Annotated in this window: 14 protein-coding genes; 4 read left to right on the top strand and 10 right to left on the bottom strand. The window is 43.1% G+C overall.

Going from position 1 to position 17,578, the window contains the following annotated elements:
• Window positions 1-6: 6 nt before the first annotated feature.
• The gene (gene secD / locus V6252_RS01820; protein WP_101205370.1) at window positions 7-1,884 is read right to left on the bottom strand and encodes a protein translocase subunit SecD; all 1,878 of its coding nucleotides are present in this window, start codon (window positions 1,882-1,884) and stop codon (window positions 7-9) included.
• Window positions 1,885-2,276: 392 nt separating this feature from the next.
• Window positions 2,277-2,606 (bottom strand): preprotein translocase subunit YajC, encoded by a 330-nt coding sequence (gene yajC, locus V6252_RS01825; protein ID WP_057759529.1) that lies wholly within the window; start codon window positions 2,604-2,606, stop codon window positions 2,277-2,279.
• A gap of 556 nt (window positions 2,607-3,162) precedes the next feature.
• Here yajC and V6252_RS01830 point away from each other — a divergent pair.
• The 3 genes from V6252_RS01830 to V6252_RS01840 all read left to right on the top strand — a co-directional run bounded on the left by V6252_RS01830 (window position 3,163) and on the right by V6252_RS01840 (window position 8,571).
• Complete coding sequence (locus V6252_RS01830; RefSeq protein WP_201571462.1) at window positions 3,163-4,461, top strand: CNNM domain-containing protein; 1,299 nt, start codon at window positions 3,163-3,165, stop codon at window positions 4,459-4,461.
• 384 nt (window positions 4,462-4,845) lie between these two features.
• Window positions 4,846-5,340: a hypothetical protein gene (locus tag V6252_RS01835; protein WP_101205368.1), complete on the top strand. Its 495-nt coding sequence runs from the start codon at window positions 4,846-4,848 to the stop codon at window positions 5,338-5,340.
• A 243-nt stretch (window positions 5,341-5,583) separates the two neighbouring features.
• Entirely contained in the window at window positions 5,584-8,571 is a 2,988-nt protein-coding gene (locus tag V6252_RS01840; protein ID WP_341609037.1) for a LysM peptidoglycan-binding domain-containing protein, read from the top strand.
• Window positions 8,572-8,716: 145 nt separating this feature from the next.
• On the opposite strand, the gene V6252_RS01845 is transcribed toward V6252_RS01840, so the two are convergent.
• Window positions 8,717-9,925: a transglycosylase SLT domain-containing protein gene (locus tag V6252_RS01845; protein ID WP_102094788.1), complete on the bottom strand. Its 1,209-nt coding sequence runs from the start codon at window positions 9,923-9,925 to the stop codon at window positions 8,717-8,719.
• A 1,080-nt stretch (window positions 9,926-11,005) separates the two neighbouring features.
• Window positions 11,006-11,830, bottom strand: coding sequence for a Nif3-like dinuclear metal center hexameric protein (locus V6252_RS01850; protein ID WP_341609038.1), 825 nt, complete (start codon window positions 11,828-11,830; stop codon window positions 11,006-11,008).
• A gap of 380 nt (window positions 11,831-12,210) precedes the next feature.
• Here V6252_RS01850 and V6252_RS01855 point away from each other — a divergent pair, with 380 nt between their 5' ends.
• Entirely contained in the window at window positions 12,211-13,536 is a 1,326-nt protein-coding gene (locus V6252_RS01855) for a S1C family serine protease (RefSeq protein WP_201566687.1), read from the top strand.
• A 202-nt stretch (window positions 13,537-13,738) separates the two neighbouring features.
• Here the strand turns inward: V6252_RS01855 and yfaE are convergent, their stop codons facing one another.
• The 6 genes from yfaE to V6252_RS01885 form a co-directional block, all read right to left on the bottom strand.
• Window positions 13,739-14,008: a class I ribonucleotide reductase maintenance protein YfaE gene (gene yfaE / locus V6252_RS01860; protein WP_101205363.1), complete on the bottom strand. Its 270-nt coding sequence runs from the start codon at window positions 14,006-14,008 to the stop codon at window positions 13,739-13,741.
• A gap of 139 nt (window positions 14,009-14,147) precedes the next feature.
• The gene (gene nrdB, locus V6252_RS01865) at window positions 14,148-15,281 is read right to left on the bottom strand and encodes a class Ia ribonucleoside-diphosphate reductase subunit beta (RefSeq protein WP_201547353.1); all 1,134 of its coding nucleotides are present in this window, start codon (window positions 15,279-15,281) and stop codon (window positions 14,148-14,150) included.
• A gap of 97 nt (window positions 15,282-15,378) precedes the next feature.
• Window positions 15,379-15,750, bottom strand: a complete 372-nt coding sequence (locus tag V6252_RS01870; protein WP_341609039.1) for a hypothetical protein — start codon at window positions 15,748-15,750, stop codon at window positions 15,379-15,381.
• Window positions 15,751-15,782: 32 nt separating this feature from the next.
• Window positions 15,783-15,908, bottom strand: coding sequence for a hypothetical protein (locus tag V6252_RS01875; RefSeq protein ID WP_261862785.1), 126 nt, complete (start codon window positions 15,906-15,908; stop codon window positions 15,783-15,785).
• 128 nt (window positions 15,909-16,036) lie between these two features.
• On the bottom strand, window positions 16,037-16,567 hold the full coding sequence (locus V6252_RS01880; RefSeq protein ID WP_191115127.1) for a toll/interleukin-1 receptor domain-containing protein: 531 nt from the start codon (window positions 16,565-16,567) through the stop codon (window positions 16,037-16,039).
• Window positions 16,568-17,566, bottom strand: a complete 999-nt coding sequence (locus V6252_RS01885) for a caspase family protein (RefSeq protein WP_341609040.1) — start codon at window positions 17,564-17,566, stop codon at window positions 16,568-16,570.
• Window positions 17,567-17,578: the final 12 nt, after the last annotated feature.

Raw genomic sequence — 17,578 nt, forward strand, 5'->3', positions numbered from 1 at the left:
ATTCTCCTAACCGATGCTCAGACTTTTGATGGATTTACGCTTACCATAAGCAATTTGTACCAGTGCACGTGTCACCAAAATTGCGGTGAATAGCGAGCTGACAATACCAATAGCTAGCGTAATCGCAAAGCCTTTAATCGGACCAGTACCAATCGCAAATAGGATAAACGCGACCAATAAGGTTGTAATGTTGGCATCAAAAATACTGCTAAATGCGCGATCAAAACCTGCCACGATGGCTGATTTTGGCCGGACACCGTTGGCAATTTCTTCTCGTATTCGCTCAAAGATCAGTACGTTGGCATCAACCGCCATACCGATGGTCAAAACGATACCTGCAATACCAGGTAGGGTAAGTGATGAACCCAAAATTGACATAATCGCAATGATAATAATAACGTTAACGGCTAGCGCAACGTTGGCAATCACACCAAACAAGCGATAGAAGATAATCATGAACGCGAAGACTAATAGATAGCCGACTTGCGTAGAGAACAATCCTTTATCAATGTTTTCTTGACCGAGTGATGGACCAATAGTGCGCTCTTCTACGAAGTACATCGGTGCAGCAAGTGCGCCTGAACGTAGCAATAGCGCAAGCTCAGCTGCTTCAGCACTACTATCTAGACCAGTAATACGGAATGATGAACCCAGTACTGCTTGAATGTTGGCGCGGTTGATGACTTTGGTTTCAGCGTAAGGTGTGCGTACTTCAGTCGTCTCACCAGTGGCTGGATCTTCTTCGTAAGTGATTCTTTGCTTGTTTTCAATGAACAATACAGCCATCTGTTGACCAACCGCTGTACGTGTGGCGTTCTGCATGAGCTTGCCGCCAGCACTGTCCAAGGTAATACTTACTTCAGGTAGACCACTTTCATCCAAGCCAGTTTGCGCGTTGGTTACTTTGTCCCCTGTGACGATCGCTTGACGATCTAACAATACAGGCGGGCCATCGAGTGTTTCGAATGGGAATGCCTCTGTACCTGCTGGAGGTATGCCGCCAGTATAGGTATCGGCATCTTCTGCCACCATACGGAACTCAAGGTTTGCAGTACGACCAAGCACACGTTTCGCTTCAGCAGTATCTTGTACACCAGGTAGCTCAACGACGATACGGCTAGCACCTTGCGACTGTACCAAAGCTTCGGTAACACCCAGCTCAGCAATACGGTTACGTAGAGTCGTCAAGTTCTGGTTGACCGCGTAGCTATTGATTTCGTCAAGTGTCGCATCGTTATACGATAAGACCAATGCAGGACCTTGATCATCAATAGAAGACTGCAAGTTAAACGTATTGCTCATCGAGCCTTGCAATACATTCTGGGCACGGTTACGAGTATCAGTATCAGCAAAATGCAATACCACGCCGCGATCTTCGGTTTTGATACCTTTGATTGCTACTCGCTCAGCACGTAGCTCACGTCGCATATCACGACTGGCACTGGTCAAACGCTGTTCAAGCGCCTTGTCCATATCGACTTCGAGTACAAAGCGTACACCACCACGCAAATCGAGACCAAGCTTCATCGGTCTTGCACCGATATCGCGTAGCCACTGCGGGGTAGTCTGTGCTAGGTTAAGGGCAACGACATAGTCTTCGCCCAAGTTTTGACGTAGCACTTCTTGCGCTTTTAGCTGATCGACTGGATTGTTGAGGCGTACCAGCGCGCTGTTGCCCTCGAACGTACCATCGTGGTTATCTAGACCTGCCTCTTCGAGTAAGCTTTGAGACTCAGTTAAGATGCCTTCAGATAGCTGAGTTCCTGCGGCTGCGCTCGTAATCTGCACAGCAGGTTCGTCAGGGTAAAGGTTGGGGGCAGCATATAGACCGGCAACGAGTAGCACGACGGCAATTAGTAAGTATTTCCAAGCGGGATATTGCATAATCACTTCTTTAAGTTGATAAACGACTGGCGACGTAGGCCACAAGTTAGCAGATGGGAAGTTAGCGATAGCAACGGTCGAGTGCTATGTTCAGCAGCCGTCATCATGCACCATTGCGATCATCCGCGATGATAGTAACGCATAAAACAGTAAAGCAAATAATACAGATGTCTGTTTATCTGGTCACCAAAAATCATATGGCTAGATTGGATAAAGATAGGACATCTAAACGGTAAGCCTAATTTATATAGCAATTTTACCTTACTGTGTTAATAGCGAAAAATGACCGTAAATCATATACGGTCATTTTTTAGTCATTACATTCGTTAATGTGACGACTATCGAATGTTCACTAATAAATTTTCACTAATAAAAGCTAGTGAACATTCTAATTAGACGCTTTCGATCGTACCAGCAGGCAATACTGAAATAACAGAAGCACGTTGTACTTTTACGTCAGTATTGTTGTTTAGGCTCACAACGGCATAATCGCCTTCGATTGCTTTGATACGACCCATTAAACCACCAGCGAAAATAATTTCACTACCAACGGTCAATGCGTTAACCATGGCACGATGTTCTTTGGTACGCTTAGACTGCGGGCGAATGACCAAGAAGTAAAAAATCGCAAAAAACGCAACAGGCAGTAAAATCTGACCAAATAGACCTGCAGCACCTGCAGTCTCTGGTGCAGCATGGGCAGCTTGAATAAATAAGCTCATAATATCTCTCAGTAAGTCATAGACAATAATAAAATTAGACGCATAGTAACAAAAAATCCCAGACTTGGTAACTGTTAATCATAGGCTGAGCGTGTTTTTCTTAGCGTAAGGCATACTATCAGCCAACGAGTAGGACAACAATGTTTTTACTATATTCAGATAATCTATATAAAGCCTCAGGCTAAATAGCTGTCATGAATTGGCTAGTAAAGATGTCGTCATACAACCGTTAATAGTAGGGTAATAAAAGTCATCAAAAAACAAAAACTTAAAAATGGTGACTTATTGTGAAATGGTATCATCAATGCTACTATCAAATGGCAATGATTGCCTGTATTTAGTATGCTATATATTCAAGCATAATACGGCTTATTGAAGCATAGTATGGCTTTGAAATAGCGATTAAATCAGCTAAATCAGCTTTGAGTAACTATTTATACGATAGACAGATGTCTTTTATTACTTTGTTAATGATAATCTGAAAATCAATATAAATTGCTCATGACATTATCTTCCTTTTACTCTTTTTAGGTTACCTAACTTGTTCACCACTTTTATGTTTGTACCTCGTTTATGTCGTCCGCGCGCTCATCGTAAAGACGCATCTGCAGAACCTCCCCCGAGAATGACTACTAGTTCTCGATTTGGTTATACTTCTTTTTCGGCACTATCTGCATTAGCAATTCTTATGCTACCGCAGGCAGTGTGGGCAGCTGGTGCTGTATCAACATCCAGCGAGGCGGCAGCACCAACCGCGCTTAGCGTTTCTTTATTGATATTTTTTGTCTTACTCGCTATTGGTGTCTCTTTCGTCTGTTCATTAGCAGAGTCTGTTTTGCTAAGCATGACGCCATCGTTTATTGCGGATGTGCAAGAAACCAGTCCTAAAAAAGCAGAAATGCTTAAAAGCCTTAAAGTGGACAATATTGATCAGTCGCTAGCCGCTATTTTGACGTTAAATACGGTTGCTCATACACTTGGCTCTATCGGTGCGGGTGCACAGGCCACGATCGTATTTGGTAGTGCGTGGTTTGGTCTGTTTTCGGCCCTCATGACGCTTGCTATCTTATTCTTGTCTGAGATTATCCCAAAAACTTTGGGTACAGTTTACTGGCGTCAGCTAAGTGGTTTGGTTGCTTATTTCGTTCGTGGCATCATCATGCTGCTATACCCATTAATCTGGTTCTCAGAGCGTCTGACGAAATTATTAGTACGCGGTAAAGAGCCGCAAACGTTTAGCCGCCGCGAATTTGCTGCTCTTGCTAGTATCGGTGAAGAGTCAGGTCAAATCGATCCACTAGAGTCGCGTATCATTCGTAACTTGCTCGCATTTGGCGCTATTAAAGTCGAAGATATCATGACCCCGCGCTCGGTGATGCTTGCATTTGAAGAGAATAAGACCGTCGCTGAACTATTGGTTGATCGTCCAAAGCTGACTTTTTCTCGCTTGCCAATCTATGATGGTGATTTGGATAACATTACAGGCTTTGTGCTAAAAACCGACATGCTACTGGCTAAAGTTAACCATGCTATGCATAAGCCGTTGACGCAATTTCAACGCGACATCACTTTTGTCTTCTCTAAGATGAAGCTGTTTGACTTGTTAGAGTTGATGTTAAAAAACCGTATTCATATTGCGATTACAGTCGGTGAGTATGGTGAAGTTAAAGGCTTGGTTACGTTAGAAGATGTGTTTGAGACATTGTTAGGTCTTGAGATTGTTGATGAGATAGACCGCGTCGAAGACATGCAGGCCTTGGCTCGTCAGATGATGGATAGACGGGTAGAGCGTTTGGGCATGAAGCTCAGCGATGATGAGCAGTATGAAGATAGTAATAACGAAACCAAGTCTTAACGAAACCTTAACTATGCCCTAATGAAGCCAAACTCTAACGTTAATAGCTTAACCATAGTATTGACGGTTCTAAAGATTGATGGTTTAAAAATGGTCAGTTCATTATGGGCTGACTATCAAGCTAGAGCTACAAAGTATCTAACCGTTTGAGCTAGAATTTACAGCATAAAGTGTTAAGAACATTTGATTTGATAGCCTGTGTTTCTAGTCGCAATAATTACACAGGGTGTCACATGGCTGTGAGAATTCGATGATAGGCTCGGCATATGATATGAGTATACTTATATAGATATATCTATACAGATACACTGCCAAAATAAATGATAAAAGAGCGTTAATCGTCACTATATGACACTAACGAGAAAAATATCGCTAAGGATTATCATGAAAAAATTATTGGGAAATAGGCTATTAGCTCTATTGGTGAAAAGCGCCAGCATCACTGCAATCGTAGCAGTAGCCAGCACCATCAGTATCAATGCACAAGCGGCTACTATGACCGAAGATTTGGTACAGAACTATGCCGCCGCAATGAAAGCATCAGCGAATAGCCAAAGTATCAATCAGGTATCGCGCCTTGTGTCAGATGACGCGCTTATTTCTTTATCTAGAAAAGGTAAATCTACCAGTTTAGATAAAGATGCGTACTTAAAGCTGCTTCAAAACAGCTGGAATGATACGTCTAATTATCGCTATGATATTTCGGTAGATAATGTGGTGATTACTGGTTCACAAGCCAAAGCCAATGTGACGACCAATGAGAGCTGGGTAAAAAATGGTCAGCAAGTATCATTTGTCACCACATCTCGTGTGACCTTAACCTTGTCTACTGGTAATGCAGTGCTCTTGCGCGCAGTATCACAGGTCGCTATTAATTAAGTCGCCATTGACCAAGCAATACTCAAAATACAATAATTCATATAAGCAATAGCTAATCTAACTGGCTGAGATTCTAACTTATAAAGGGTTTTAGTGGGTTAAACAGTCATTACTTAGTTTTATAGGCTACTTGAGCGTCTATTATTATCTTTTATATTAGGCTAGTCTTTGCTTTACATTGCATACTATACTATCCATCAACTTTATCTTATTAATTTCTGTCGTTAGGAAACCTCCAATATCATGTCTACTGTGCTATCACACTCTCGCTCATTTATTGCGTTGCCATTGACGCTTGCGGTATCCACTTTACTGATTAGTGCGTGTAGCAATACATCAGCGGTAAAAAACAAAGGTGCGACCAATAGCTCATCTGTCATCACCAAAAGTCCTGCCAATCAAGGGGCTAATACAGGTAGTGCAGACTACTCAACTGCGTTTTTGGATGCAGAGAGTTTGGATGAGTTGGCTGACTTGTTAGAAGCCACTGACATGACCATGGTAGAAGGTAACCAGCTTGCTATTCAGCAATATGGTGATTTGTGGAATCGTCTACGCGCAGGCTACCGCATGAATGGTGGTAAGCCAATCTATAATCAGCGTATTGAAGGTCAAAAAAGCTGGTTTACTAGTAGACAGGATTATCTTAATCGTCTAACTGCGCGCGCCAGTCGCTATATCTATCATACGGTACGAGAGGCAGAGCGTCGCAATATCCCAACAGAGCTTGCCTTGTTACCAGTTATCGAAAGCTCTTACGATCCAAGTGGTACGAGTAGTGCGGCAGCTGCGGGCTTATGGCAGTTTATCCCAAGTACAGGCCGTATCTATGGCTTGAATCAAAGCAGCACTTATGATGGTCGTCGCGATGTTATCGAATCGACACGTGCTGCCTATGACTTTTTGACAGCATTGCACAACCAGTTCGGTAGTTGGGAGCTAGCATTGGCTGCTTATAACGCTGGCCCTGGCCGTGTACAGAAAGCAATCGATGCCAACGCAGCGCGCGGACTACCAACAGACTATTGGTCACTTCAATTACCGACTGAAACGATGAACTATGTGCCGCGTTTCTTAGCCGTGGCCGAAATCGTCGCCAAACCTGAGCAGTATGGTGTGTATCTACCAGCTATCGCTAACCGTCAGCATTTCCGCAGTGTACCTGTCAACTATGGTGTGAGTTTGGCGGAAGTATCGCAGTTGACTGGCGTAAGCTATGATGAGCTAGAGCGTCTAAATACTGCACTGACATCAGGCCGTGTTGACTCTTCAGGTCCACAGCGTGTCATCATTCCAAACGACGTCAGTCTCAATGCCGATGCCAAATTAAGTGGGCTCAGAGGTAATGGTACAGGTAACGTGCTTGCATCAAATAACGCAAGTAGTTCAAGTACGACAGCGACTACGCCAAGCTATAATAATAAACCATATACTGCCTCATCACTGCCATCTACTGGTAGCGCATTGGCTGATTATGCGGCTAGCGCAAGTGTACCTCAGCAGACTACCAGCTATATCTCACCATCTGCGACACCAACTAGCAGCTCGGTATACAGCGGTAATTCCTCAGCTCGCACTGAGCCACCACTAACCACTGCAGAGACTAACAAGATCAATGCTGAGCTTAAGAGCAGTAACAGTCTACCGACTACCTCAGCTCAGATTACTCAGAATAATACAATTGTCCAAGAGCCACCGCTTAGTAAAGAAGAGCGTGATTTCATCGCCAATCAAATCCGTAGAAATACTTCTGAGACCAATGTTATCAATGCTGATGGCAACATCAATCTATCAGCCGTACAGACGCAGCAATCTATCTTAGAAGCGAGTGGTGCAGAGAAAAAACTTAGCTTTGCCAAAACTTCGGTAAGTAAGCCAAAACCACAAGGCGCACGTACCACTTATACGGTAAAACGTGGCGATACGCTCTCGAACATTGCGAGTCGAGCAGGGGTCAGCTGGCGTGATATCGCAGAATGGAACCAGATAGATGCCAGTGCCAATCTGCTCTCTGGCAGCACATTGTATCTATATGATGCCAAGACTATCGAGCCATTAAGCACTGCTAACAACGCCGCCGCTAGTCAGCCTGACAGTTATGTTGTACAAGGTGGTGATACGCTTATCGGTACGGCTAATCGTTTTGGCTTATCGGTCACTCAGCTAGCCAGCTACAATAATCTGAGCAGCCGTGCTGATCTGCTCAGAGGTCAAAAATTATGGCTCATACCGGGTAAAGTAACTGCGCCTGCGACGACACCTGCAGCGCCTTCTACCAAGCCGAGTAAATCAAGCACTGCGACCAAAAACTATAAAGTAAAAGCAGGAGACGGCTTAATTGCATTGGCACGTCAATTCAACGTGTCGACAGATACTTTAGCCGGTCTCAACGGTCTCAACAGCACAAGTTCGCTATATGTTGGTCAGACACTTAAAGTGCCAGCCAGTGTTGATTTCGATGCTGCAAGTACGACAAGCGCTAGCAGTAGTAACAGCTCAAGCTCGGTTGCGACCACCAATTACAAAGTAAAATCAGGTGATACGCTGATTGGTATTGCGAATAGCATCGGAGTTAGTGCAACGGAACTTGCTGCGGTAAACAGCAATTTTGATGCAAAAGCTCGCTTGCAACGTGGTCAAACGATTAAAGTACCTGCTTCTAAAGAATTGGTCGATCGTCAATTAAATGACAAAGCGGTCAGCTACAAAGTAAAATCAGGTGATACCTTAACGGGTGTCGCTAAACGTTACAACATTGGCTTAAGCGATTTGGCATCAGCGAATAACTTGAATACCAACTCGAATCTGATACTGGGCCGTACTATTACCATCCCTGCTAGCGGCAGTGTGGCAAGTGCATCTAGTAGCAGCCAAAGCAGCAGCTCTGCTAGTAACAGTAGTAGCTCAGTAAGCAGTGGTACGAAACTGGGTAACACTGAAAACTACAAAGTTAAATCTGGTGATGGCCTAATTGCTTTGGCACGTCAGTTTGGCATCTCGGTAGAGGACTTGGCAGCGACCAACGATCTAGCGACCAATGCTCAGCTACAACGCGGCCAAACGCTTAAAGTACCAAAAGCGACAGTAAGCTATACGGTTGGCTCGGGTGATAGCTTGATTGGTCTAGCACGTAAATATGGTGTCTCAACACAAGAGCTGGCTGATATGAACAATATCGCTGCTGATACGATGTTGCAGCGTGGTCAGCGTCTGACAGTTCCAAATCGCTAATGAATAAGATATTAATGAATGCCTTTTACATAAGACGTCATTAATATTAACTATGAATCGTATCGCACAAAAAAGCTGCTCTTTATAAGAGCAGCTTTTTTGTATTTGGAAACTTCATTCTCAAAAATCTAATAATATTTATAGATTAGACCGTCTGAGTTTTAATAGTCTCAAGATAGCTTCGGATATTACTGACATAATGCATGGCTTGACCATAGCGGCTATTCGACGCTCTATTATCTGCTAAATAAGCATAGACGTTTGCCCAGCTCTTATCATCGATACCTTGAGCTCGTAGTTCGCGTTGGATTCTTTTTACCGCATTGGGACCCATGTTATAACCTGCGAGGGCAAACCAGATACGGTCAGTTTTTGGCACGTCAGAGAAGTCTGCTTTTACTTGCTCTAGATAGCGTGCACCGCCACCAATGCTTTGGTAAGGATCAACACGGTCTGAGACGCCCATTGCTTTTGCAGTGTTGTTGGTCAGCATCATCAATCCGCGTACGCCAGTCGGCGACACAGCATTGGCATCAAGATGTGACTCTTGATAACCCATCGCGACCAGTAGTTCCCAATCATGATTATAATTGCGTGCTTGCTCTTCAAACGAAGATTGATAGTCCGGTAACTTTTCCGTCAACGTTCTCTGGAAATGATCCTGACTATAGGCGTCTTTAAGCAAGTTTTGATTGTAGAACGCGGCAAGTTTTTGTGTGTTTTTTAGCTTGATGCTATCGCACAAAAAGTAGCTGGCCTTTCTTGATAGTGGGTCATTGGATGAGCTAAACGTCCAACTTACCTTAGGGTGTAGACCGTTCTTAGTCAGACTAGAATCATAACCACAGCTGACATTGATAGAAGATAGGTTCAACTGGCTTTTTAGCTTGGTGCTAGCCGTAGTCAACGCCATGTCAGCGTTGCCGGTTCTTAGTGCCTTTAGCGCCGCTTCTTCACTGGCATAGGCTTTTAGATTGATATCGACACCGAGCTCGTCGGCATAAGTGCGCACCAGATCAAACCCAAAACCATGTTGGAAGCCATCGGTAGCAAAGTAAGTGCTATCGCCTGGTACCGCAGCAATGGTCAAGGTGTTTTCCAGCATGACATTGTCATAGGCTGGTACCGATGTGTTCATAGTCGTCAAACTCTCAGCGGGCAACGAGAGTAGAGCGATGCTAGAGATTTGTGCCAGCTTCTTGGTTCTGGCAAAACGATTAGACGCAATAGGGGTAACGGATGAAACGATGTTACTTTTGGTGTTTAGTAGGCGTTTAGATGGACGCAGTAAATAAGAAATACGGCGTTTGGCCCCTTGCGCAGATACTTTTACACGATAAGTAATACGCTGCATGGATGTCTCCTGATTTTAGCCATCCTTCTTACCGCAAAAACACGTATAAATGTATGTGCATAATATTGACATATATCGATATCGTATCTTAAATAGAGTGGCATTTTTAATAGGATAAATGCCGCTCTATCTTGTTTGACTATAGCGCCACTAGCGTACTCTCTCTAAGAGTTAGTGGGATAGTTTGTTGTCAGCCAGCTATCGATATGTCATAAGAGCGTTCTAAAACAGTGTTTATGAGTATTGGTTTAAAATACTGAACGCACAACGACGCGAAGGATATAAATCAGATGATTCCTTCATCGATAACTAAATATGGCTAGTGGCCAAACAACTATATATCAAACATAGGTAAGGTCATGATTAAGTTATTGAGACAAAGGCATAGCTTGAAACATTGATGTAAGGTTTTGCCAATGAGGCAAATACATTCATCTGTTTTAACTATGCTAACTTTGATGGCTGGCTATACTTTGAATCACTAATATTACGTTACTAGTAATAGGATAGCTGGCTACTAAAGTTGTTTGTCCAGCAATGAGGGTAAGCAAAATAACCAGAATTGATAGTTTATAGCTGTCTATCAAACTGACTATGTCATACCGTCATCGCGACACCAAAAATAAAAAATACCATGCTGCTAACATATATAGTGCAAACATAGTATTTCAATGGGTAGCGGTTTAAAACCTTATCGCTGATATAGCACGATAAAGTCTTAAACAACGACCAGCATTATTTTGGTGCCATAACCGGAAGCTGTAATAATGGGAAGTTTCATGACAAAACGTTCTTTCTTACGGGTAGTAATATGCGGTTACTAATTGCATTATTCAAGTGGAGTTAAGAAAAAAGCGATAAAACTTAACAATTAAGATATAAACGGTTAATTTTCCCGATATTTGGTACATAATAATCAAAAATAGAATAACAAAGTTTAAATAGTAGTCAAACTAGACTTTATGCTTATGGTTTGACTGAAGCTGTTAGCAAGTCTAGTTTGGCTTTTGAACTATCATTTTCCTACAAGTTTTTCTCTATAAATGACAACCGTTTAAAATGGATTTCTAAGTAGCTAGTTTATGCTGGATTTTCGATATCGATAAAGGTAACTGGCAGACCAAATTTTTGAGCGACTATCTCTCCTAACGCCTGAATACCGCCACGCTCCGTTGCATGATGACCACAAGCAAAATAGTCAATTCCAAGCTCACGCGCGCTATGCGTGGTACGTTCAGATATCTCTCCTGAGATAAACGCATCACAGCCCATAGTAGCAGCCTGCTCAATCATATCCTGCGCACCGCCCGTACATATACCCACACGTTCGATTAGCCTACCATTTGTCTGAGTAGATGAGTCTGTATGATACTCAGCTGGAATATGTAATGGCGCGCGACCTAAGGCTTGAGTAATGGTGGCAATGAGATCGTCAGCAGTTTGCGGTGTACAAGTAGCGATATTGCCCACAGGATGGGACTCGGTAGGATAGAGCGCACCGTTGATCGTCATACCGAGCATGTCAGCAAGTTTTGCGTTATTGCCAGAGATTGGGTGTGCGTCGAGCGGTAGATGATAGCCAATCATAGAGATACCGTGTTGCATCAGCTTGCGCACGCGTCGACCTTTCATACCAGTAAGCGTAGCAGGTTCGCCTTTCCAGAAGTATCCATGATGCACCATAATCGCATCGGCATTGTTAGCAATCGCAGCATCTATCAAGGCTTCACAAGCCGTGACACCAGTAACGATACGTTGAATCGGGCGTCCACCATCGACCTGCAGACCATTAGGCGCATAGTCTTTAAACGCACTAGTAGATAAATAGTCGTCACAGAACTGTATCAATTCCTGAACGCTGATGCTTTGAGTATTGGATTCAGCTGTCGTATGATTTGCAGTCATTATGTTTTCCTGTCATCAATAAAGTGTATGTCGTAAGGTGCTATAGATTAATTAAGCAAAAATTATGTATTATCTATCATGTTTGAGAGTGTTTGGTTTTGCTCTTTTGACTTTATGTTCAATTCTCGAAATGCTGAAGTGTCGAGTATCGTAAAAGCTATTTTAACATGCCGTTGTAAGCAAGCAGACAAGCTGGATAACTGAAATGGTACACGATACGTTACTATTTACTGGTATTGCGGTTATAATTTATACACGTGAATCTGCCTAACTGTATAGCATTCGACCATTCAATTGATGAGTCAAGACTAGCTAAGCGGTCGCTATTATCTCACATCGTTTTTCACTGTCTGTTTGCAATAAATTTATAGAGGTTTTATATGTCGTCATCCCGGAACACCAATAACAAGGCGTCTTTATTAAAATGGTTACCTTGGGTCTTATTGCTGCTAGTGTTGGCGGCGTTTATCTGGTTGTTCACGAGTATGAAATCGACGTCGGAGGCCACATGGGAGCCGCCGAGAACCCCGCCTGCGGAGCAGCAAGCAGCAGAGCCAGTGTCGGACACGCCAGCGCCTATCTCTTCTTATCATAATGCAGTGGCACGTGCATCGCAGTCTGTAGTCAATATCTATACGACGCAAACGATGACAGAGCATCCTTATATGGATGATCCCGTACTGCGCCGGTTTTTTGAATATCATGGTGGCCCATCACAAGAGCAGGGCAATACCAATTTAGGCTCTGGTGTGATCGTATCAGAAGATGGCTATATCGTGACCAATGCCCATGTGATCGAAAAGGCCGATGAAATCACAGTCGCATTCAATGATGGTCGTAAGAGCCGTGCCAGAATCATTGGTACAGATCCTGATAGCGACCTAGCCGTGATCAAGGTCGATATGACAGGGCTGACGCCACTTGGTTTCCGCGAAGATCCAATTCGTGTGGGGGATTTGGCGCTAGCGATTGGTAATCCATTTGGCGTGGGTCAGACAGTGACACAAGGGATTATATCAGCGACTGGTCGTACTGGACTGGGTGTCAATAAGTTTGAAGACTTTATCCAGACTGATGCGGCGATCAATCCGGGTAACTCAGGCGGCGCACTGGTCGATGCTCACGGTGAGCTAGTCGGTATCAACACCGTCATATTCTCGCGCTCTGGTGGCTCGATGGGTATTGGCTTTGCGATTCCGACGGCACTGGTTGAGCAGGTGATGAATGCCTTGATCAAAGACGGTCGTGTCAGTCGTGGCTGGTTAGGTATCGAGATTCAGTCACAGCTACGTGACCCAACGCAGTTAGAAACATCGACAGGCGTAGAAGTACTAAACGTCATTGATAACAGCCCAGCGGCAAAAAGCGGTCTACGCGTCGGTGATATCGTCCTGACTATCGATGATGTCGAGATGACAGATGCCAATACCTTGATTCAGTACGTTGCCCGTAAGCCACCAAATACCGAGCTAGATGCGCAGATATTGCGTCAAGGTAAAAACGCCCAAGTAAAAATTACGTTAGAAGAGCGTCCAGCACAAGAACCACTTGAGCGTCCTGTTGTACTACAAAATGAAAGCATGGGCGGAATGGAGCAGCCAAACATTCAAGGTGACGAAGAAACGCCAATGATGTCAAAGGCAGAGCGTGATCGTATGCGCGAAGAGTTGATGAAACTGTTTGAACAAGATGCCGCGTCGCAGTAAGTCGTAGGTTCTTCTTACCAGTATGTGCTGACTCATAATGTATGTATGAGACAGCACATTTATTTAGCTGATAGCATAAAAAAGCGCGCTCCTTATTTAAAGGAGCGCGCTTTTTGTTGAAGCTGATTTTTCTAAATTTTAAAGGCTAACTGTGCTTACTTATAACCCTTTTTGCATATAGCCACTATTGCTTATAACCCTGCTATAACTTCTCAATAGGGTCATGATTGATGTAGATGACACCTTGCACACGGCAGCAGCAAGGCAGGATCTCATCTTCTTCAATCATTGCCAATGGGTCAAATGGATAATCGACCGTATGCGAGCTGGCAATACGTTTGACTCGGCAGCTACCACAGTAGCCTTCGCGGCATTGATAGTTTACCTCGTGTCCGGTGCGTAGCAGTCCATCTAGCAGACTCTCGTCATCGTGTAGATAGAACTGCTTTTTACTGGTCATTACCCAAGTCATCGTGAATCCTATTGGGATATGTCTGTGTTATTGCTATCCCTACTATTAATCCATAAGACGATTACCGCGGTAGAAATTTTATAGCTTCAAATCTCTACCGCTCAAGCCTTTATAGCTCAAAGCTCTTACAACTCAGCTTTTATAATTCAAAGTCATCAAAATCACTGTCTGATAAGTCAGAGTCAATCTGACCAACCAAGTACGAGCTAATCTCAGTCTCTTGCGGCGCTACTTGCACATTGTCAGACGACAACCATGTGTTGATCCACGGGATTGGGTTTGACTTTGAGTTCGGGAACGCCGCTGGCAAGCCGACGGTTTCCATACGCAAGTTGGTGATGTATTCGATATATTGGCAAAGAATGTCTTTGTTTAGACCGATCATCGAGCCATCTTTGAACAGATAGCCTGCCCATTCTTTTTCTTGCTCAGCAGCCTTGCGGAAAATCTCGATACTTTCTTCATAGCACTCTGCGGCAATCTCGACCATTTCAGGATCGTCACGACCATTGCGCATCAGGTTCAGCATGTGCTGTGTACCCGTCAGATGCAGCGCTTCATCACGAGCGATGAGCTTGATGATTTTGGCATTGCCTTCCATCAATTTACGCTCAGCAAAGGCAAATGAGCAAGCGAAAGATACATAGAAACGAATGGCTTCTAGGACGTTGACCGCCATAATGCACAGATACATCTGCTTTTTCAGTGATCTCAAATCAACCGTCACTTCCTCGCCATTGATGTTATGCGTACCTGGACCGTACAAGCTATATAGCTGTGAGTTGCGGTACAGCTCATCATAATACTGGGCGATATCAGAGGCACGGCCTAAGATATGCTCGTTTTGCATAATGTCATCAAAGATAATATTTGGGTCATTGACGATATTACGAATGATATGCGTATAGCTGCGCGAGTGAATGGTCTCAGAGAACGACCATGTCTCAATCCACGTCTCAAGCTCAGGGATAGACACTAGCGGCAGTAGCACCACATTTGGACTACGACCTTGGATAGAGTCGAGTAGGGTCTGGTACTTGAGGTTGCTCAAAAATATGTGCTGCTCATGCGAGGACAGATTGCTAAAGTCGATACGATCGCGTGATACATCGACTTCTTCTGGACGCCAAAAGAACGATAGCTGCTTTTCAATCAATTGCTCAAAGATAGGATGTTTTTGTTGGTCATAGCGCGCCACGTTGACGGGCTGACCAAAGAACATCGGCTCTTTTAGCGCATTGTTTGGCGTTTGAGAAAAAATCGAGTAAGTCATGGGACTGCCTTTATAATTGATTCGGTTATTAATTTATAGGGGTTTGACTGGTTTTGATTTGAGGTTATGACACGTTTTTGGATTATAGCGTTTTAGCTTAGAGGTTCTCTAGTGATATCTGTGACGACTCTTGCCCATCGTTCATATAGGCTTTGAATATCTCGCTCAGCTCACTATCATCGAGTGCTTCTAATTCATCAAGTGCGCTTTTGCGTAAGGTACTCACATCAGACTCTTCTGCTGCTATTTTTAAGTCTTTTTTAGCCGCTCTCGATACGGGCTTTTTGACTGCTTTTGCCACGCTTTTTTTGGCGACAGTTGTCTTTGGTGCTTCATCCACACCTAACTGCTGACGCACCTCTGCAATATCAACCTCGACTTGTACGATATGCGAGCCACCATCGTTTAGGTCTGAAAATACGTTTGGGATAAACAAACCACCGTCTTTGATGATTGCGGTATATTGCACATGACCTCCGTCGTTTTAGTTACATCTATGTTTTAATTATAACAGTAGCCAATCCCGCCTACCGCTTGTATCTGCCTTGCCGCTGGCGTGCAGTCTATCGTGTCTGACCGCATTCCTGTTGTCTCGATACTGCGTTCAGCCACCGACTGCATCGCCATCGTCGTCAGCAGGATATCGCTATAGTCGGGGCTAAACGACCGTGTTAAAGCGGCTTTCTTTTTTCTTAAGGACTCTTCCGTTTGAGCTTAATTTGTAGGGTGCGCTGGGCGCACCCTACAATTCAAATTTATAACCGCATTTTTAGAGCATCATGAAATGCATCTGCGCCACTTTTGGTAAGTTCAGACCTGCTAAATGATTCACTTTTATTTCGTCGACTTTCAAAACCCTCACCAATAGAGCTCCTAGTATCTCGCTTATACTGTTCTATGAATTTATCTAAATCCATTTTAGAAACTAAGACTGGCCATTTACGTAAATATTCAGGTAAGAAGTTTGAAAGGAATCTAAAAGACATCCCACTAAGGTTTAGAGAGCTATTTGATACAGCATAGGAACAGATCCTCCGATTAGAAACAGTAGCTTGACCGATCTCAAAAGGAACCCACCATGAACCGCTTGTGGTAGGAGATATTATAGCTAATAGGTGTGTGCTCTTCTTAATATTCTTGGTTATAACTTCTGTAATATCTTCAGTACTTTTCGATTCATCATCAATTACATCTAAGTAATAATCAACGTTGTTAGTATTGAATTCATGAGCTATTTGAATAGCTGTGTTCCTATCAGTATGGCGATAACTTATAAAAACAGACATTTAAATATAACCTTTTAAGCTGAGTTTTCTGTAATATGCTCCAAATGCTGTTAATTTACAACCAGTTGACTCAATAGCCGCGTCATACATATGTTCTACTTCGTGTGGGACTACGAGTCCATGCCGATTGCACTTTTGTAGCTTTTTAAAAATTTCTTCATTATTAATATTTTGAGGTAAGTGTCTTAAATTTTCTGGAATATTCTTCCTGTCTGGTTCAAAAGATGGGTCCAATGGAAATATATCGGTAGGGTCTTTAAAAAAATTAGGAAGCTCTCTTAGAATTGAGGGGTCTACTAAGGGTATATTTTTTCTCAAACAAACAAAACGCGATACATTCGTTTTAAATATAGGTCGTTGATCCCAAGGTCCCAATGCACTGTCAATAAAGCTATAAAGACTACCAGGGGTTACTTGACCTAAAATATTTGAAGCGCCGCCTGTTAAACCTTCTATAAGCAGACTTGTAAATAGTCCATGCCGGTCTACACTATTTTCCATGGCATATTCTTCTTTAGCACATGCCGTAAGGATAGTTATACCATCTCCAATTACACTGGAATCGTTTTTAATATTTCTATCATTACCAGCAGCTCCTGATTGACAGGAATCCAGAATTATAATTTTATTTTTGATTTTAGATTCATTAGCTATGTGTAATATATCGGAAATGCGGATAAATCCTTCATGGTTCTGCGAATAATTTTGCAAGCATATAATACCTTCGCTCATATTCTCATTGAATCCTCCATGACCAGCAAAGAAAAATACAGCTACATCAGCTTCTCCACTAAATAGTTCTTGAATTTTTTCATAAACAAGACTGTGTGTTATTTTATTTCTATTGTTAGTTGTTAATAGCTGAGCTGAAAAGTTAGGGCTACCATCTGCATTCTTGGTCAGTACTTGGTCAATAGATATAGCATCATTCTCGCACCAATTTAATGAACCAATGTGATCGTAATCATTTACACCAATTATCAAAGCTTTCCTTGACATCTTTTTGTCCCT

This window comes from Psychrobacter proteolyticus, from assembly GCF_038155145.1.
GTDB classification, from domain to species: Bacteria; Pseudomonadota; Gammaproteobacteria; order Pseudomonadales; family Moraxellaceae; genus Psychrobacter; species Psychrobacter proteolyticus_B.